The organism is Pseudoalteromonas sp. 4NS20-0020, assembly GCF_057554385.1.
Window position 1 is genome coordinate 17,720 of sequence record NZ_BAAJMI010000003.1, and the last position, 19,304, is coordinate 37,023.

Consider the following 19,304-nt stretch of genomic DNA (forward strand, 5'->3'; position numbering starts at 1 on the left):
TTCTATAAAATTTAGGCGTATTTAGGTGGGCGGAATGGCACCGAGATATAGCCTTTTAGCTCAGGGGAAACTAAGGCGTAGGTAGGGAAATATTCTATTGCTTGTAAAATATTACAAGAAGAATCTGTATTTAAAAATAACTGACAGCAGCAACAAAAATTACAATTATCAATTAAAGTTTGGCTATTACCCTCCTCAAATAAATTAGAGCTTTCAGGAGCTTTTAGCGGGGTAATAGACTCAGTTAGTGATATATTAAAAGAACTTTCAATTAAGTTTCCTTCAATCTCTTCTTGCGAAAAAAACACAGACTGCACCGCGATTAAAATCATTATCACGTATGATATATATGGTTTAAAATATGACGGGTGCATTCTTTTAACTACTTTCTACTTAAGACTTTAGCTGTAAGATGCGGCGAGCACCGTTTAAAACGACAACAGCAATAATCAAACCAATCACTAAATCTGGATAACGGCTGCTAGTTACTGTAACTAATAAGCCAGCTAAGATTACACCTACGTTTGCGATTACGTCATTTGCGGAAAAAATCCAACTCGCTTTCATATGAGCGCCGTCTTCTTTGTTGCCAAATATTAAAAACAGACAAGCAATGTTAGCGATTAGTGCTATTCCACCAAATATCATCATTAAAGAAGAGATAGGTTCACTACCGTAAATAAAGCGTCTTACGACTTCACTCAAAGCACCTAGCGCTAGAATAATTTGAAGTACACCAGATATATGTGCCGCTCTAAGTTTCATGCTTATGCTTTTACCGACAGCATATATAGCTAAACCATAAACAGCAGCATCAGCAAACATATCTAATGAGTCGGCAATAAGGCCAGCAGATTGCGCAATAATCCCAGCAATTACTTCTATAAAAAACATGACTCCATTAATGGCTAACAACCATTTTAGCGTTGATGCTTCTTTCATCTCATTTTTTTGGGCTAGATCTTTTGCTTTTGCAGCTTCGGTGCTGCAACTTTCTTTAGTTGATGCCAACTCTGCACCGAGATTGAGTTGTTGTAATTTTTTTGTTATCTCATCTAAATTTTCATCATGAAAAACCTTGACTAAACGGCTAGGAATATCAAATTGCAACCCAACTGAAGGCTCAATTGAGTCAAGTGCTAACCTAATCAATCTCTCTTCTGAAGGACAGTCCATTTGAGGTACTTTAAATGTACTGACAAACGCGCCACTATAGTTATCTAATTGTGTATCAATTTTTACATCTTCATTGGTAGAAGATGATTGACACTGACCACTACATTTTTCTGACATATTTAACACTCCGTAATAATATTAAAATAAGTATAAAATCTATAGTGGCTATAGAGTCAAATAAAAAATTATTTAATGTAAAAGCGTGGAAACTGAATTGAAAAGCTAGTTTAAGAAAATAGTTTCTGCTAGTATTTTAAATACTATATTTAACTGGTGATAACTTTGAACCTTAATGTTGTACTAAAAATGCTCTTGGTTATTTCGATTGTTTTACAATCGTTAACTGCTGTAGCATCCTCAACATCTGAGAATCACCAAATAGATATAGAGCACCTTCAAACTCAACATGATCATGCAGATGATCGAAATGTCTCAAATGATAATGTAGGTGATGAGCAGCATAATGAAAAAGATTGTCATCACTGCGGTCATTGCAGTGGCAGCCACTTATCTTGGATTTTAGTCAGTAATTCAAATACCACGGGCAAACTAAACATTATCAATAAAACGCCTTATCAAATTGATCAAACAAATACTTACCTTGAAGCGATACTTCGCCCACCCATTTCTTAATTAGATTGATTTTTAATGACCTATTTGTCCATGAGAAGGATAAAGGGTTCGTGTTTATAAATTAAAAAATTAAGAAGTTTTATGTATATATTTTTAAAAAATACAGGTTTAACCCTGTCTTTATGCATGGCTGTGAGTTTTTCAGTTGCCACTTATGGCAAACAGAAAAGTATTTCATGGCTAGATAGTCAAATAAATAAAGATCCCGAAGTTGTTGCGGCTAAAGAGTTACTTAATGCAAGTAATCATAGAGCCAAAAGCTTAACTCAAGCCGTATATAACCCAGAGCTTGAAGCAAGCTATGAAAAAGAAGGTGATTTTGATAATTACTCTATTGGTATCAGTCAAACGATAGATTTTTGGGATAAGCAATCAACAAATAAAACCATTGGTGAAATTGATGTTTATGCAAACCAGCAACAATTGTTATCTCTACTCGATTCTAAAAAGGCTAATGCCTTAACTGCATTAGTTAATTGGCAAGCAGCAAAAAAAGCTGCTCAGTTACTTTCAGAAAGAGAAGAGCAATTGCAAACGCTCGTTGGAATTGTTGAAGACAAACGAAAAGCTGGACTTCTAGAGCCACTTGACGCTGAGCTAGTCTATTTAAACTTGTCGCAAATTTTTAGTGAAATATCTGAGTCTCAAATTGCTTTGAAAAATGCAGAGGTAAAGGTTCAGGAGTTATTGCCTGATTGGACGCCTAATACTACCAATTTGTTTTCATTTACTTTTGGAGCAACAAGCTACTCATTTAACTCCCAGTGGGTTGAGGAACATCCAAAAGTTAAACTTGCTAGAGCGAAATGGAAGGGACAACAATCTAAAGCTCAACTAACCACTATGGAATCTAAAGCTAATCCAACCATTGGCGTTAGCGCAGGGAAAAGTGGAGATGAAGACTTGGTTGGTGTGACTTTTTCAATGCCTTTAAACATCAGAAATAACTATACAGATAATGTTAAAGCCGCTTATTCAGAAGCCATTGCAGCCGAGGCGAATTTTCAGTCGGTATATCGAAAGCAGTCTTTTGAAGCAAAAGCTAATTATGAATCGCTTAATGTCAGTAGAAAATATTATGAGCAATGGCAAAAACTGACAAAAGGCAGATTAGATAGCAGCGAAAACTTATTAAATAAGCGCTGGCAAGCTGGTGATATTAATACTTCTGACTACTTACTTGCATTAAATCAACGTGCGGAAGGGCTTCATGCAGGAATACGTTTGGAAAATCAATTCAAGCTTGCAGAAATATCCTTCATTTTAAGTATGGGTCAGTTATCCAAATTTGATATTTGAGCGCTTTGTTTTTTCAGTAGCGAAAAACGAAATCTTAAATTTATTAAAAATATAGGTTACAAAAATGAATACAGTAATTAGTAAAAAATTTTTAGCCGTAGTAATTAGCAGCCTGTTAGTTGGGTTTACTACAAATCATGATGCTTTTGCACAGTCGTCAGATGGAACTGGTTCTGTCACAAACGTTTCGAAACAAGAAGAAAAAGAACATCAAGATGAGCATGAACACGAAAAGGGACATGAAGAAGATAAAGGTGACCATGACGAGCACGGCCATGAAGGTGGTAATAAAGAGGGAGAAGAAGAACATGAAGAAGGTATCACTATTGATCCAAAGAAGATGTCGCTTGCTAAAATTAAAGTGGAAAGTGTTAAGCCTGAATATCAATTTAGCTCCGTATATGCACCTGGCGAAATAAAAGCTAATGGCTATAAAAGTTATGTGGTATCACCACGTACAGAGTCAGTCATTATCAGTCGCCATGCAGCGCTTGGCGAGTATGTAGAAATAGGTCAGAAGTTAGTTACATTATTTAGTGAAGCAATGGCACAAGCACAAGCTGACTATTTAATCGCTTCAACCGAATGGCAACGTGTAAAAAAGCTGGGTAATAAGACGGTGAGTGAAAGTCGATTATTACAAGCTGAAACAACATACAATGCGAGCTATGGCAAGCTCATTGCTTTAGGGTTAACTGAAAAAGCAATAAATGGTATTTCTAACAAAGACATTAAAGCATTTGGGCAATATGCATTAACGGCGCACCGTGAAGGTGTCGTGCTTCAAGACGACTTTATCCAAGGGCAACGTGTTGATGCTGGGGATTCAGTCATGTTGTTAGCTGATGAAAAACAACTATGGGTTGAAGCAAAAGTTTCTCCAAATAAAAAGCTAAATTTATCAATTGATTCTCCTGCGGTACTTAAATTAGAAGGCCAGAGTTACAATGCCAAAGTTATCCAAGAAGCCCATACAATTGATCCCGTAACTCGTACAAGAATTATTAGATTGGGGGTACAGAATGCTGATGATAACCTTCATTCAGGTATGTTTGTAAAAGTTTACTTTCAGTTTGCCACAAAGCAGAAAGTGATGGCTGTGCCAGAAGAAGCATTGATCCGCAGCGCAGATGGTGATTGGACCGTATTTGTCGAAGACCACCCTGGAGAATTTAAAGCTGTAGAAGTAGAACTAGGCCGAGCCTTAGGTGATTTTAGGGAAATCATTGGCCTTGATAGTGGGACGCGAATTGTAACCAAAGGCGCATTTTTTGTTGCTTCTGAAATCGCTAAAGGCGGATTTGATCCGCATAACCACTAAGGAGCAAGACTATGTTTAATAAAATAATAGATTGGTCTGTTAATAATAGACTCCTGATTTTGATTGCGCTGTTTGCCACAATTGTCGGCGCAATTATGGTTATACCAAAACTAAATTTAGATGCCTTTCCTGATGTTACTAATGTTCAAGTTGCTGTAAATACTGAAGCGCCAGGACTAGCTGCTGAAGAAGTTGAACAACTCATTACGTACCCCATTGAAGCGGTCATGTATGCCTTACCTGATGTAGAACAAGTGCGCTCAATTTCTAAAACAGGCTTGTCTGGCGTCACGGTTGTTTTCAAAGAAGGCACCGACATTTACTTTGCAAGACAACTTGTATTTGAGCGTCTTCAAGCCGCAAAAGAACTGATACCAGAAGGTGTCGGCACACCCGAAATGGGGCCAAACACCTCAGGGCTAGGCCAAGTATTTCAGTACCTTCTTATTTCAGATAAAGATGCAGGCTATGATGCTATGGCACTCAGGAGTCTCAATGATTGGGTAGTAAAATTACTCGTTATGCCTGTCGATGGTGTTACTGATGTACTCTCCTTTGGAGGTATTGTTAGGCAGTACCAAGTAAATGTAGATCCATCTAAGCTTCTTTCTTATAACCTAACGCAAGAAGACGTTGTTGGTGCCCTAGATAACAACAATGCCAATGTTGGCGGATGGTATATGAACCGTGGGCAAGAGCAGCTTGTTATTAGAGGTGCAGGTTGGTTTGAAAGTGGTGACGCTGGTATTAGTAATATCAAACAAGTTCCCGTCAAAACAGTTGATGGGACAGTTGTGACGGTTTCGGATATTGCTAAAGTTGAAATGGGCAGTGAAATTCGTCAAGGTGCTGTCACAATGACGCGCAAAACCGAAGACGGTAAAGTCGAAAATTTAGGTGAAGTTGTCTCTGGCATTGTCTTAAAACGCATGGGGTCTAATACTAAAGCCACCATTGATGGTATCAATGCAAGAATCCCATTAATTAATCAAGCATTGCCTAAAGGTGTTCGCTTTGAACCATTTTATGATCAGGCTGATTTGATTGAAAAAGCCGTTGATACAGTAGTTGATGCACTATTACTAGCATTTATTTTCATCTGTATTGTATTAGCACTATTTTTAATGAATATACGTGCAACCTTCCTTGTCCTAATATCTATTCCAATTTCAATTGGTATCGCGTTAATGATCATGGCTTGGTGGGGCATTTCTGCAAACCTTATGTCATTGGGTGGCATTGCCGTAGCCATTGGTATGCTAGTTGATGGTTCAGTCGTGATGGTTGAAAACATGTTTAAGCATTTAAATAGACCAGACTCTACCCATTTAAAAACTGTAAAAGAAAGAGTGCCTAGTGCTGATACTGATCCACATGATGTAGAACAAGATGAGCATGGTATTAAGTTACGTCTTCAAAATGCGGGTAAAGAAGTGGCTCGTCCCGTATTTTTTGCAGCTTCTATTATTTTAGTCGTATTTACGCCTTTATTTAGCTTTGAAGGTGTTGAGGCAAAGTTATTTCAACCTATGGCAATAAGCATCATTTTAGCTGTTATATCTGCTATTGTGGTTGCGTTGTTTGTTGTACCCGCTTTAGCTACTTATTTATTTAAGTCAGGTGTAAAAGAGAGGGAAAGCTTTGTTCTTAGGCCATTAGACAAACTCTACAGAAAAGGGCTTACATTCGCACTAAAACGCACCAAATTAGTCATTTCAGCCGCACTTATATTAGTTTTCTCTGCCTTTGCATTAGTTCCATTAATTGGTACTGAATTTGTACCTGAGTTAGAAGAAGGGACGATAAACTTAAGAGCAACGCTTGCACCTTCTTCCAGTTTAGATACCGCGCTCACTGTGGCACCAATTCTAGAAGAAAAACTAATGGCTTTCCCTGAAGTAACCTATGCATTAAGCCGAATTGGTCGAGCAGAAATAGGTGGAGACCCAGAGCCTGTGAATAACATCGAAATTTACATAGGGTTGAAGCCTGTTTCTGAGTGGACCAGTGCATCTAATCGATATGAACTTCAAGGGAAAATGGAGAGATCTTTAGAAGAATTCCCTGGGTTGCTACTCAACTTTTCTCAACCTATTGCGACTCGTGTCGATGAGCTACTATCTGGTGTTAAGGCTCAGTTGGCGATAAAGTTGTTTGGGCCTGAACTTGAGGTACTGGCGGCTAAAGGTCAAGAAATAGAAACAGCAATTAAAAACATTGAAGGTGCAAGGGATGTTGCATTGGAGCAAATTGCTGGTGAAGCGCAATTGGTGATAAGTCCTAACAGGCAAGAACTATCGCGCTTTGGATTGTCTGTGAGTGACATAATGGAGGTTGTGCGTGATGGTATTGGTGGTGTTGAAGCCGGACAAATAATCAATGGTAATGAACGTTATGATATTTACGTTCGCATAGAGGAAGAGTACCGAAGTAACAAAGAAGCTATTGCTGATATTCGGCTTCAATCACCTACTGGTGCTTGGGTGCGACTGGGTGACGTAGCCTCAGTCTCATTTGAGTCAGGCCCACCACAAGTTAGACGCGATGATGTACAACGAAGAGTCGTTATCCAAGCAAATGTACAAAATCGAGATATGGGAAGCGTGGTTGCCGATATCAGAACGGTAATTGCTGAAAAGGTTGACTTACCTTCAGGTTATTCTGTTTCGATTGGCGGCCAGTTCGAAAGTCAAAAACGTGCTCAAAATAGGTTAGCTATAGTTGTACCTTTATCGTTAGCACTAATCGCACTACTACTTTACTTTGCCTTTGGTTCTGTTGGTCAAGCTATGCTGATATTGGTCAACGTGCCGCTTGCTGTAATTGGCGGAGTTTTCTCCTTATATTTATCTGGACAATACTTGTCTGTACCAAGCTCCGTTGGCTTTATTACCTTATTTGGTGTAGCGGTATTGAATGGGGTCGTTATGGTAGAAAGTATCAACCAACGTATTAAAGACGGTCTAGAAGCATCTAAAGCCGTTTTTGAAGGCGCTACTTCAAGATTAAGACCTGTACTTATGACTGCTATAACATCAGCTTTAGGTTTGATACCGATGTTAATGTCTAATGGTGTTGGTGCAGAAATACAGCGCCCCTTAGCGAGTGTTATTGTTGGCGGCTTGGTAACTGCAACACTGTTAACATTATTTGTTTTACCTGTTTTATATCGCTGGTTTTCAGAGAAAAAAATAAAAGAGCTATCCAGATAAAATGACTGTGAACTCTAACCCCACGCTAAAGTCACGTTTAGCGTGGGGTTATTGAGTAGATGAACGAAAAGAAAGATTAGATTTAACAATAAACTAATAGTCATGACTGCTTTGTCGGAATATTTGTCGTTAAACAGGCCAAAGCTAACTTCCGCTTTCGTATCTTTGCAGTCTTAATCTTTATGTGTCTCAAGGTCGGCTTATGGCACAGAGCCGTCCTTCGGCTCTAACTCATTTATGTCCATCGACGATTTATCAATATAACTCACCTTTGCCCCAAAACGTGTTGAGGCGAATGCCTCAAAAGAGCGAAAACCAGTCATTGTAGTTCGAGCAATTTTACTTCGTATTGATATACTAATGTCATGATTAAAGTTGATTTTATGGTTGGACGATGAAAACAATAGGCAAGTTGGCTAAAGAACTTGATATAGGCGTAGAAACTATACGGTTTTATGAGCGGGAAGGCTTGATAAAACAGCCTCAAAAACCTCAAAATGGTTATCGTGTCTATGACGACTCAATCACCAAACAATTACAATTCATCTGTAAGGCCAAAGCACTTGGCTTTACTCTAAAAGAAGTGGCTTCATTGATGTCAATGGATGGCGATTGTGCCAAAGTAGAATCCCTAGGCTTGCTGAAATTGAACGTAATTCAAAATAAGATAGCTGACCTTCAACGCTTAGAAGTCGTCATAAAAGAAATGACTAATTCATGCCGCAACAATAACGATCAATCCCACTGCCCAATAATCGATTCGCTAAAATAGTATTGACTCCGTACCTACCTACGGAGTTCATACTCAAATCATTCAAATAATGTTAGACGTTAAAAATGATTAATAAGATTTTAGATAAAGTTAGCTCAGGTGGTGTTTGGCTTGCGGCTCTTAGTTGTACGGGGTGCTTCCCCGCACTCGGCTCGTTAGCATCAGCATTAGGATTAGGCTTTCTCTCTCACTTTGAGGGAATTGCTGTAAATACCTTGTTACCTATATTTGCAACTCTGGCATTGTTGGTAAATTTGTATAACTGGTATAAAAACCAAAATCATGCGAGAGGTATTCTTGGGGTTATTGGCCCTATAGCGGTTTTGTTAACCCTCTATCCACTATGGCAATACGAATGGAGCACTTATTTGTTTTATGTAGGTATTTGTTTGATGATTGTAATGTCCGTATTTAACATTGTTAAACCTTTGAAGGAGCAAACATGCAAAGTATAGAGTTAAATTCTACCATTACTTGCCCTGAGTGTGGCTTCAGTAAAACTGAAGAAATGCCAACCAACGCTTGCCAGTGGTATTATGAATGTGAATCTTGCAAAGTTCTCCTAAAGCCTTTGAAAGGCGATTGTTGCGTATATTGCTCTTATGGAACAGTGAAATGCCCGCCAATTCAAGAAGGTCAAAGTTGTTGCGATAGCTAAATGACAGTCTATTAATGGCAATGAGAAGGCATAAAAAGAAATAGTGAAATGTCAGCAATCGTATCATTGCAGCCTTTATCACTAAGTCACTCAAGGGCTGCTTTTGGCACAAACCAGAAATAGCTTCCAATGAATTCTGTATTTAAATTTTAGGTTTAAGCTGGGCTCTAATTAATAAATCATAATCTAATTGCAACACCTTGCTTAAATTCAAATTATTCTTAAGTTAACGCAAATTTTCAATTTAACTGGTGCTGGCCTAATAAAGGCTCATATGAGAACCAAATAGCCAACTTATTAAATGGAAACTAAAAAATGTGGCTGTTAAAAGGTTTATACTAACTAAAAAGTAACTACTCTTAGCTATGACTCAGTTTTCTCTTTATAGTCACACAAATCCTCGATTATACAGCTTCCACATTTTGGTTTTCTCGCTGTACACGTATAGCGCCCATGTAAAATAAACCAATGATGGAGGTTAAACATAAACTCTTTTTTATTTGGCGTATTTTTAATTATGGCCTGTTCTGTCTGCTCAACAGTTTTACCTTTAGCGTAACCCGAACGGTTTGCAAGACGTTGGATGTGAGTATCTACTGCTAAAAAGTATCTACCTTCATTATCCTTTATCCAGCCGAAGGCGGTGTTGAGTACCACATTTGCTGTTTTTCGGCCAACACCGGGTAGGGCTTCTAGGGCTTCACGATTTTCGGGTACGATGCTGTCATGTTTATCTACCAATATTTGGCACATTTTATAAACGTTGGCAGCTTTAGAATTAAATAAGCCTATGGTTTTTATATAATCACGGAGTTTATCGTGGCCTATATCTAAAATGGCTTGTGGTGTATTAGCAACAGGGAATAGTTTTCGGGTTGCTTTATTAACACCAACATCAGTGGCTTGCGCTGACAGTGTAACAGCAACAAGTAACTCGAACGGGCTTGAATATTCAAGCTCCGTTTCTGGGTTTGGGTTGTTATCGCGCAAGCGTGTGAGTATTTGGTAGCGTTTTTCTTTATTCATATAACTTAAACGTACTTACTTAAAAAGCAGTACGTTTCCCCTTAAGTTAAACTGGTAACACGTGCACGAGGGCCTTTTTCGGCTTCTGGCGGTGCAATTTGTTTTGATTTTATTTGTGCATCAATCACATTTTTAGCGGCTATAAGTAACCCAAGCCCTAAAAATGCGCCAGGTGGTAAAATAGCAAGCAAAAACTGATTGTCAAAGCTAAACACTTCAATGCGTAAACTTTGTGCCCACGGACCCAGTAATAAATCGGCGCTGTCAAATAACGTACCTTGGCCAATGAGTTCTCGCATTGCACCCAGTACAACGAGTACAAGCATAAATCCAAGTCCCATCATTAATCCGTCAAAGGCAGATAAATGAATTGGATTTTTTGAGGCGTACGCTTCGGCGCGGCCTATAATGGCGCAGTTAGTTACAATTAGTGGAATAAATATGCCCAGCGATTGATAAAGTCCAAATGTGTAGGCGTTCATCAGTAATTGAACAATGGTTACAAACCCAGCAATGATCATTACAAAAACGGGAATACGTATATCTTTTGGTACCCAGTTTCGTACAATAGATACGCTTACATTTGATCCGATTAATACCAAAAGTGTTGCAAGACCCAAGCCCAGTGCGTTTGTAACAGTCGATGTCACAGCAAGCAGCGGACAAAGCCCTAAAAGTTGAACAAGAGCAGGGTTGTTTACCCACATCCCTTCTTTGTACAGTGTTTTTAATTCACTCATTGGCTTACCTCTTCACACTGGCTACTTGGGGCTGTAAAAATAGTATCAAACTCATTTTGCGCAAATAATACGGCGTTTTTAACTGAATTTACAACTGCACGAGGCGTAATTGTTGCCCCAGTGAACTGATCAAATTGGCCGCCATCCTTTTTCACAGCCCAGCGGTTATCGTCTTCACTGTGAACCGTTAAGCCTTTAAATGTGGTGATCCATGATGACTTTTTAATTTCTATTTTGTCGCCTAACCCTGGTGTTTCTTCGTGTTTAGTGGTTCGCACTCCCGCTACAGTTCCATCGCGTAATATGGCGGTTAAAAGCTTTATATCGCCACTGTAACCGTTTGGTGTTACGTGCCTAACAACAAGGGCGACTGGTTGGTTATTTTTTCGTGCACGGTAAATTACTTGCGAATTATATGGTCCTAGTCGCTCATCTGTAATAACGATACAGTCTTTCGACAAGTCATTGTCGTAGGTGTTAGGGTCAAGTACTTCGTGCAATTGTGATGTTAAGTATAGTTGCTCTTGCTCTGCAATTTTATCAGCCGTTAGTGCATCAATAGTTGCCACTAGCCCAGTAGTTACAAGGGCGAACGCAGTTAAAATAGCGCCGTTTTTTGCCATAGATGAAGCAATCATTTTACTGCTCCATGGCCATAAGTTCGTGGCTGTGTGTAGTAGTCAATAAGTGGTACTGCAATATTTAGCAATAGTACTGCAAAGGCAACCGCATCAGGAAAGCCACCAAAGGTACGAATTAAATAAACAAATAACCCAATTAGTGCGCCGTAAATCAAGCGACCTTTATTTGTGGTTGAGGCCGAGACTGGGTCGGTTGCAATAAAAAATGCGCCCATCATAGTTGCGCCACTTAGCAAGTGGAATACAGTACCCGGCTCTGTGCCCGGTGCCGCTATGTAACCAATAGCACTGCATAATGCTAAGCTACCAATAAAACTGACAGGAATATGCCAGTTAATTACTTTTTCTTTTAGTAAATACAACCCGCCAGCTAAAAAACCAAGGTTAACCCACATCCAACCTTGGCCTGCCCATTCGTTAAAAATAGGCTTTTGCATGCTTTCGCTCACTGTTAAACCATGAGCTACATCTGTTTTGATAGTGTCTAGTGGCGTTGCCATTGTAGTGCCATCAACACCAGCACGTACTTGATCTAAGCTATAACCAGTAGAGTTAAAGTCCGTAAAAATAAGCCGTAATTGTTCTGTAAAGCCAATAGGGTTACTTGCTAGATCTGTAACAGGTAACCACGCAGTCATTTGCACAGGGAACGATACCAGTAGCAAAACATAAGCTGCCATAGCGGGGTTAAATAGGTTAAAACCTAAGCCACCATAAAGCTGCTTTACAATCACTATGGAGAATAAACAACCAATAATAACAATCCACCACGGTGCAAATGGTGGAATACTCAAGGCAAGTAACACCGCGGTTAACCATGCGCTGCCATCACTTAATGCAGGCCAAACAGGGCGCTTACGTATTAGCATTACTGCTGCTTCAAAAGCTGTGACAGCCACAAAAGCAAGGACGAGTTGAATAAGTACACCTGTACCAAAAAAGAAAACTTGAGCAATGAGTCCAGGAATACACGCAGCAATAACGGTTAGCATTAATCGTGTTAGCGATTTATGGCTATGATTATGCGGCGAACTGGCCATGGTTAATTTCATGACTGATCATTTCCTTCTTTTTGTAACTTTTTGGCTTTGGCGCGAGCAATAGCGGCGGCCACTGCAGCTTTTTTCTTTTCGGCGGCGGTTTGTTCTGGGGTAGCTTCACTTGGCGTTTCAGGCTCAGTTATCGCCACTTGATCAGTATCTTCATCGCTTTGTGTTTGCTGCGCCTCTTTTGCCGCTTTTTTAGCTTTAGCACGGGCAATAGCAGCCGTTACAGCCGCTTTTTTGTTCTCTGCTGGTGAGTCTGCTTCTGAGCTTTCAGATTTAACATTGTCTGCTTGTTCTACAGTACTGTTCGATTCGTCCAATTGTTCTATTTTATCAGCTTCTTTAGCGGCTTTTTTAGCTTTAGCACGAGCAATTGCAGCGGCTACAGCCGCTTTTTTATTATCAGTAGATGCTGTTGTATCGGCATCACCTATATTAGCTTGAGCACCTTGTGCTTGCGCTGCCTTTTTAGCTTTAGCACGTGCAATTGCGGCGGCTACGGCCGCTTTTTTGTCATCATTAGGCGCTGCTGTATCGGCATCATCTGTATTTGCTTGAGCCCCTTGTGCTTGAGCTGCTTTTTTAGCTTTAGCGCGTGCTATCGCGGCAGCTACAGCCGCTTTTTTATCATCAGTAGGCGCTGCTGTAACGGCATCATCTGTATTAGCTTGAGCAGCTTGTGCTGCCTTTTTAGCTTTAGCACGAGCAATTGCAGCGGCCACTGCTGATTTTTTATCATCAACTGGTGCAGTATTGGCATCATTAGGATTAGTTTGAGCACCTTGTGCTTGCGCTGCCTTTTTAGCTTTAGCGCGAGCAATTGCGGCAGCGACTGCGGATTTTTTGTCGTCAGGGGTTGTAGCGTCTTCAGAAAGCTCTTTTTGCTCTTTATATTTGCGAGCTTGCTCTTTGCGCAGTGTACGCTCTTTAGCGACTTCACTATTATCTGGCTCAATCTCTGTATTTTGGCCTTCAAGTTTTTTGGCTTTTGCGCGAGCTATTGCAGCAGCAACGGCTGACTTTTCATTCCCATCGTTCGATTTGTTTTTAACACGGGCAAGGGCATCCGCTACTTTTTGCTTTTCATCATCAGACTTATCTGGTGCCTTGCGCTTATGACGATTTTTACGCTCTTCTTGTTCACGCTCTAAACGCTCCTTGCGCGCATCAAAGCGTTCTTTTGCTCTATCTGCTTTTATTTTTTCAGCTTGTTGTTCTTTTATTTCAACTTTAGCCACTCGGTAATATTGCACAAGTGGGATTTCGCTTGGGCACACATACGCACAGGCACCACATTCAATACAATCAAACAGGTTATGTTCTTGGAGTTTGTCGTACTCTTTAGATTTTGCAAACCACTGTAATTGTTGCGGTAGTAACGAAGCCGGGCACGCGTCTGCACACGCACTACAGCGTATACAGGCTTTTTCAGGTCCTGGCTCTGCAAGCTCTTTATGATCAGGGGCTAAAATACAGTTAGTTGTTTTAATTACACCAATCCGTACGGTGGGCAATGTAAAGCCCATCATTGGGCCACCCATTACAACACGTTGTTGTGGTACTGGCGAAAACCCTTGGCAGTCGAGCAGGTGTTTGATTTCTGTACCTAATAAAGCCCATACATTACCTGGTTTGTGTATAGTGTTACCCGTTACTGTAACCACTCGCTCTATAAGAGGTTTCCCTTCGTAAACAGCTTGTTGTACGGCATAAAGGGTACCTGTATTGTGCATGAGTACACCAATATCAGCAGGAATTCCCATGCTGGGTACTTCACGATTAGTCAGCAGTTTTATTAGTTGTTTTTCGCCACCTGAGGGATAAACTGTTGGCACGGTTTGAACAATAATTTTGTTGTTATGTTCAGCCGCTTTAGTCATTGCAGCAATAGCTTCTGGCTTATTGTCTTCTATGCCCACAATACAAATTGTTGGGTCTAAAAGTTGCTGCATTAATTCGATGCCTTGGATAATTTCAGCAGCGTGCTCACGCATTAGTGTGTCGTCAGCGGTTATATAGGGTTCACATTCCACAGCATTGACAATAAAGAAGTCTATTTTTTGCTTTGTATCGGCCTTGATATAAGTTGGAAAACCAGCGCCACCCATGCCACTGATACCCGCTTGATGAACTATATCAACTAACTCAGTATGGCTTAGTGTTTTTGGCTCACTTATTGGGTTAAGTGTGCACCACTCGTCTTTTCCATCAGGCTCAATAACAACACTTAGCTCTGGCAGTGCAGACGGGTGAGCCGAGAGCTTTGGCGCTATTTCTGTAATTACACCCGAACTAGGAGCATGTACTGGTACAGACCAGTTAGCAACGGGTTTAGTTAAGGCTTGACCTTTAAGTACGCGTTGGCCTTTTTCTACAAGTAATTTACCATTAGCGCCAATGTGTTGTTTTAGCGCAACTACAAGTTTGTCAGGCAGTGGAAGGCGAGCAATATTTGCACCGTTAGAAAGTGATTTTTGCTGTGGAGGATGCACGCCGCCAGGAAATTGCCAAACAGTACCTTTTTGTATTTGTTCAAGTAACTTTTCCACTCAAACCTCTAATCTATTTGTGTAACAGGAATAGCATCTAACTGCCATTTCCAGTTTTGTTTTGTTTCAGCAACCGGTAGCATATCAATACAATCTACAGGGCAGGGCTCAACGCATAAATCACAACCTGTGCATTCGTCTATTAAAACAGTATGCATTTGGCGAGTAGCACCTACAATGGCATCTACAGGGCAGGCTTGAATACATTTGGTACAGCCAATACATTCGTCTTCGCGTATGTATGCAACGGTTTTAATTGGCTCGGCTTGCTCTCCACCGGCAAGGGGTTTCTCATCAACGCCCATCAGGCTAGCAAGCTTTTTCATGGTGGCTTCACCACCAGGCGGGCACTTATTAATTTCATCCCCATTGGCAATTGCTTCTGCATAGGGGCGACAGCCTGGGTAACCACATTGACCACATTGCGTTTGCGGTAAAATGGTATCGATTTGTTCAACAATGGGGTTACTTTCTACGCGAAAGCGTATTGCAGCAAAGCCTAAAATTAACCCAAAAACCAGCGCGAGTGAGCCAAGCGCAATTAAGGCATAAAACAAGGTCATATTAAAATTTCACTAATCCGGTAAAACCCATAAACGCCATAGACATAAGGCCGGCGGTTATCATAGCAATAGAGGCACCTTTAAAAGGTGTTGGAACATCAGCAGCAGCAAGGCGTTCGCGCAGCGCTGCAAATAGTACGAGCACTAATGAAAAGCCAACCGCAGCACCAAAACCATACACTGCTGATTGTAAAAACGAGTGGTCTTCTTTTATATTAAGTAAAGCAACACCTAGTACTGCACAGTTTGTAGTGATAAGTGGTAAAAATATACCCAATAAACGGTAGAGTGTAGGGCTTGTTTTACGTACCACCATTTCTGTAAATTGCACTACAACGGCAATAACTAAAATAAAGCTCATGGTGCGTAAAAATTCTATATCCAAAGGGATTAAAATATACTGATTAACCAAGTAACTAGTTACTGAAGCAAGCGTAAGTACAAAGGTGGTAGCTAAAGACATGCCGATTGCTGTATCAAGTTTTCCTGATACACCCATAAACGGACATAAGCCTAAAAATTGTACTAACACAAAGTTATTAACTAGAACGGTTCCAATCAATAACAATACATATTCAGTCATGCGAGCCTCGCGCTTTTAAAGTCCCGTGTATTATCCTTTTTTCTGCTCTGATTAACAACATGTGCAGTGATTATCATTTAAATAAACATTATTAAATTAACTAACAGTAATAATGATGTAATAGACCTATGAGTTAGACATACTTTTTTCTTTAACATGATGACTTTAATCATACTAATTTGAGGGGGGCAGTGATCACCGTAGCGCTAAATAAAGGGGAAGGGCACAAACAAAAAAAGAGCAACGAGTGCTCTTTTTTAAAATAGGGGGTTAAATATCTTTCGGCTTTTCGATGTAGTAGCCTTGAACGCCATCTAAGCACAAGGTTTCTATTATGTGTTTTTCTTCTTGGCTTTCTACACCTTCGGCAAATACACTCACGCCAATCCTGTGTGCTAGATCTACCATTAGACGCATAAAGTATTGATTATTTTTATCGTCTTCTAAACCGCGAGTGTAACTGGCATCCATTTTTATGAAATCGGGTTTTAAATCACGGAAAAACTTGAATGATGTTAAACCGACACCAAATCGCTCAACGGTAATACGTGCACCTACTCGGTGAACCATATCAATAAAGCGTTTACTGGCTTTAATATTTTGTTGTAAACCAAATTCACTTACTTCGAAAACGAGTTTAGATGCGATATGGGTATCTTTTAATAGGCGACGCTCTAGCCAAATTACAAACTGATCGTTATGTGCACTTGAGGCCGTTACATTTAAGCCAAAGAATTTCTCGGATAAATTACGGCTTTTCACTTTTTCAAGCGATGAGTCAATAATAAGGCGGTCAATTTCTATTGCCATATCGAGTTTTTCAGCCATGGCTAAAAACGATGCAGTAGGGAGCATTTGGTTATCTTCGGTTTTAAACCTAACCTGTATCTCGGCGTATGCCTTAATGCTTTTACCCAAAGGCATAATATTTTGCATTACTAAATGCACGCGCTTTGATTCAATAACTTCGTTTATTACTTTACGCCAGTTTTGGTTACCAAAGCCTGCGCTTACATTGTTAACTAAATCGGTTTCGCGTTGTACGTGCCATGCATTAGTTTGCTTAGACTGAGCCATACTCATCGCGTTATCAACCACCGAAAGCAGCTCGCCTAATGGTTTACCTTTTTCGTAACCCACAATGCCGGTATTAGCCACAGAGCTTAATTCTTGGTTTTGTTGATATTGAGTAAAGCGGGACTGTAAGTTTTCACCAAAGCGCTCAGCTTCTTTAAGCGGTGTATGCGGTAAAATAACAGCAAAGTCAGAGCTGTTTAATCTAAACAATTGGCTGCCAGTATAAGTGCCGCTCAAGTGTTTAATTATATCAGCAACACCCCTTACGTACTCGTCACCTTTTTGGTAGCCACGGCTTTGATTAATTGCTTGTAACTCACTACAGCGCACCATAGCTAACGAGCCAAACGTACTTTGCTCGCAGTTCTCGATATGCTTTTCATAATACTCAACAAACATATTTCGGTTACCTAAAGAAGTGATAACGTCTTTATAGGCTTCTTGTTTAATGCTCATTGCTGCATTTTGTATATCTTGACTTTTAGACTTTAAAAAGTGCGATAACCGGTTAAAGCTTGGAACTAAATCTTTCCCCAGCTTTTTGAGACTAGAACCATCGAGTGCAGTTTGTAGATCGTCATCAATTTGGTTTTGGTTAATATATATATCAATGATGTCAGATACCGTAGTGCTGATATTTTTGTTCAGCTGGTAAAAAATTGACTTAAGTAAGATGATAGGAATGATCACCAACACCGCTGATATAAGTATTACAATGAAGAGGGCTGTTTGTAGCTGCGAAGCTAGTTGTTGAATATTGAGCGTAAATTCTACTTTTACATCTGCTGCATCGTTGACAGCAAATTGAGGACGTATAGAGTTAAATTGAGACTGAATAAACTCGGCGAATGCTGGCAACTCTTCAGACGAACTAACACTAAAAACTTCCGCGCCTTGATAATCTCTAAGCGTGAAGTTTGAAAAGGTATTGCCGTTTGCAATTGATTTTTTTAAGTTTTCTGCGGAAATATCGTCTATAGACAGCTCATTTATATACTTACTAACGGTTACTTGAGCACTTTTTTGTGCTTCGCTCACCGCGTTATCAAAGCCCACTGAAATGAAGTAGCTTCCTGCTGCAACACACAATAACCAAGATATTATTTGTATTAAAATAAGTTTTTTAAATCCAGCCATTTTTTCAATCTTTTTGATATTACAGAGGAAAGGAATCAAGTCCTTGATTATTTAACTAAATGCAACATTTATTAGTTTTTTTTCAATGTTTTAGTTCTAGAGTAGAAGGGTAGTGGAAATAGTAGTAAATGTCTATGGAATTGTTGAGAATTGGCTCCCCCTCCCCGACTCGAACGGGGGACCTGCGGATTAACAGTCCGTCGCTCTAACCAACTGAGCTAAGGGGGAACTAAATTTTGACTTGTATGATATTGGCTCCCCCTCCCCGACTCGAACGGGGGACCTGCGGATTAACAGTCCGTCGCTCTAACCAACTGAGCTAAGGGGGAACTACATCATATACATAAACTTGGCTCCCCCTCCCCGACTCGAACGGGGGACCTGCGGATTAACAGTCCGTCGCTCTAACCAACTGAGCTAAGGGGGAATCGTTTATGGTTAAAAAGCTTGGCTCCCCCTCCCCGACTCGAACGGGGGACCTGCGGATTAACAGTCCGTCGCTCTAACCAACTGAGCTAAGGGGGAAGCGTCTTGCCTTTCAACGGGGCGAAATATTAATGACCGCGCTGCAAAGTGTCAACATATAAAAGTCATAAATTAAAAAAAGAGGTTTATTCGTTGTTTTTATGTGCAATCTGCGTGTTTTATAGCTTTATTTGAAACCATTTATTGGCCTTTCAATAAAACCATCAGTGGTAAACTAGCGCTAAGTGATCGTTTGCTATAGCCAATTGAGTAAATAAAATACGACTTTGAAATGATTTGGTCTGTGTAAAACACAAAATTTAAAAGTACTGACTCTTCGTTTTAGCTATTTATACTCAAAAACCTGACGTTAGGGTATTTTTAATCCTAAGTAATAAAATCTAAA

General features: G+C 40.0%; 17 protein-coding genes and 4 tRNA genes. 7 read left to right on the forward strand and 14 right to left on the reverse strand.

Annotated elements, in window-relative coordinates:
• Positions 1-11: 11 nt before the first annotated feature.
• A complete protein-coding gene (locus AC27JL_RS07335) occupies positions 12-332 on the reverse strand; it encodes a hypothetical protein (RefSeq protein WP_024598538.1) in 321 nt (106 codons plus the stop codon).
• Between the two features lie 61 nt (positions 333-393).
• On the reverse strand, positions 394-1,293 hold the full coding sequence (locus AC27JL_RS07340) for a cation efflux transmembrane domain-containing protein (protein WP_002962256.1): 900 nt from the start codon (positions 1,291-1,293) through the stop codon (positions 394-396).
• A gap of 156 nt (positions 1,294-1,449) precedes the next feature.
• Between AC27JL_RS07340 and AC27JL_RS07345 the strand changes: the two genes are divergently transcribed.
• The 7 genes from AC27JL_RS07345 to AC27JL_RS07375 all read left to right on the forward strand — a co-directional run bounded on the left by AC27JL_RS07345 (position 1,450) and on the right by AC27JL_RS07375 (position 9,071).
• Positions 1,450-1,809, forward strand: a complete 360-nt coding sequence (locus AC27JL_RS07345) for a hypothetical protein (protein WP_227006932.1) — start codon at positions 1,450-1,452, stop codon at positions 1,807-1,809.
• 81 nt (positions 1,810-1,890) lie between these two features.
• Positions 1,891-3,108, forward strand: coding sequence for a TolC family protein (locus AC27JL_RS07350; protein WP_010557529.1), 1,218 nt, complete (start codon positions 1,891-1,893; stop codon positions 3,106-3,108).
• Between the two features lie 64 nt (positions 3,109-3,172).
• Complete coding sequence (locus AC27JL_RS07355; RefSeq protein WP_010388432.1) at positions 3,173-4,429, forward strand: efflux RND transporter periplasmic adaptor subunit; 1,257 nt, start codon at positions 3,173-3,175, stop codon at positions 4,427-4,429.
• Between the two features lie 11 nt (positions 4,430-4,440).
• Positions 4,441-7,641 (forward strand): efflux RND transporter permease subunit, encoded by a 3,201-nt coding sequence (locus tag AC27JL_RS07360; RefSeq protein WP_004588883.1) that lies wholly within the window; start codon positions 4,441-4,443, stop codon positions 7,639-7,641.
• Between the two features lie 394 nt (positions 7,642-8,035).
• Positions 8,036-8,413: a MerR family transcriptional regulator gene (locus tag AC27JL_RS07365; RefSeq protein ID WP_010557530.1), complete on the forward strand. Its 378-nt coding sequence runs from the start codon at positions 8,036-8,038 to the stop codon at positions 8,411-8,413.
• A 65-nt stretch (positions 8,414-8,478) separates the two neighbouring features.
• A complete protein-coding gene (gene merC, locus AC27JL_RS07370; RefSeq protein WP_010557531.1) occupies positions 8,479-8,868 on the forward strand; it encodes an organomercurial transporter MerC in 390 nt (129 codons plus the stop codon).
• Positions 8,856-9,071, forward strand: a complete 216-nt coding sequence (locus AC27JL_RS07375) for a GDCCVxC domain-containing (seleno)protein (protein WP_076916053.1) — start codon at positions 8,856-8,858, stop codon at positions 9,069-9,071. The genes merC and AC27JL_RS07375 overlap by 13 nt, the downstream gene beginning before the upstream one ends.
• 363 nt (positions 9,072-9,434) lie before the next feature.
• On the opposite strand, the gene nth is transcribed toward AC27JL_RS07375, so the two are convergent.
• The 12 genes from nth to AC27JL_RS07435 form a co-directional block, all read right to left on the reverse strand.
• Complete coding sequence (gene nth, locus AC27JL_RS07380) at positions 9,435-10,097, reverse strand: endonuclease III (RefSeq protein ID WP_487195255.1); 663 nt, start codon at positions 10,095-10,097, stop codon at positions 9,435-9,437.
• 41 nt (positions 10,098-10,138) lie between these two features.
• Positions 10,139-10,837: an electron transport complex subunit E gene (locus AC27JL_RS07385; protein ID WP_008131414.1), complete on the reverse strand. Its 699-nt coding sequence runs from the start codon at positions 10,835-10,837 to the stop codon at positions 10,139-10,141.
• Entirely contained in the window at positions 10,834-11,475 is a 642-nt protein-coding gene (rsxG, locus tag AC27JL_RS07390; RefSeq protein ID WP_487195256.1) for an electron transport complex subunit RsxG, read from the reverse strand. The genes AC27JL_RS07385 and rsxG overlap by 4 nt, the downstream gene beginning before the upstream one ends.
• The gene (rsxD, locus tag AC27JL_RS07395; protein WP_487195257.1) at positions 11,472-12,530 is read right to left on the reverse strand and encodes an electron transport complex subunit RsxD; all 1,059 of its coding nucleotides are present in this window, start codon (positions 12,528-12,530) and stop codon (positions 11,472-11,474) included. The genes rsxG and rsxD overlap by 4 nt, the downstream gene beginning before the upstream one ends.
• Positions 12,527-15,073, reverse strand: a complete 2,547-nt coding sequence (rsxC, locus tag AC27JL_RS07400) for an electron transport complex subunit RsxC (RefSeq protein ID WP_487195258.1) — start codon at positions 15,071-15,073, stop codon at positions 12,527-12,529. Before rsxC ends, rsxD begins: the two co-directional genes overlap by 4 nt.
• An 8-nt stretch (positions 15,074-15,081) precedes the next feature.
• Positions 15,082-15,636, reverse strand: coding sequence for an electron transport complex subunit RsxB (gene rsxB, locus AC27JL_RS07405; protein ID WP_487195259.1), 555 nt, complete (start codon positions 15,634-15,636; stop codon positions 15,082-15,084).
• A gap of 1 nt (position 15,637) precedes the next feature.
• Positions 15,638-16,219 (reverse strand): electron transport complex subunit RsxA, encoded by a 582-nt coding sequence (rsxA, locus tag AC27JL_RS07410; RefSeq protein ID WP_008134172.1) that lies wholly within the window; start codon positions 16,217-16,219, stop codon positions 15,638-15,640.
• Positions 16,220-16,489: 270 nt separating this feature from the next.
• Positions 16,490-18,433 carry an EAL domain-containing protein gene (locus AC27JL_RS07415; RefSeq protein ID WP_008131405.1) on the reverse strand — a complete coding sequence of 648 codons (1,944 nt, stop codon included), beginning with the start codon at positions 18,431-18,433 and terminating at the stop codon, positions 16,490-16,492.
• Between the two features lie 151 nt (positions 18,434-18,584).
• A tRNA-Asn gene (locus AC27JL_RS07420) sits at positions 18,585-18,661 on the reverse strand.
• 24 nt (positions 18,662-18,685) lie between these two features.
• Positions 18,686-18,762 (reverse strand) — tRNA-Asn (locus tag AC27JL_RS07425).
• Positions 18,763-18,783: 21 nt separating this feature from the next.
• Positions 18,784-18,860, reverse strand: a tRNA-Asn gene (locus AC27JL_RS07430).
• 21 nt (positions 18,861-18,881) lie between these two features.
• Positions 18,882-18,958: transfer RNA gene (locus tag AC27JL_RS07435), tRNA-Asn, on the reverse strand.
• Positions 18,959-19,304 lie beyond the last annotated feature (346 nt).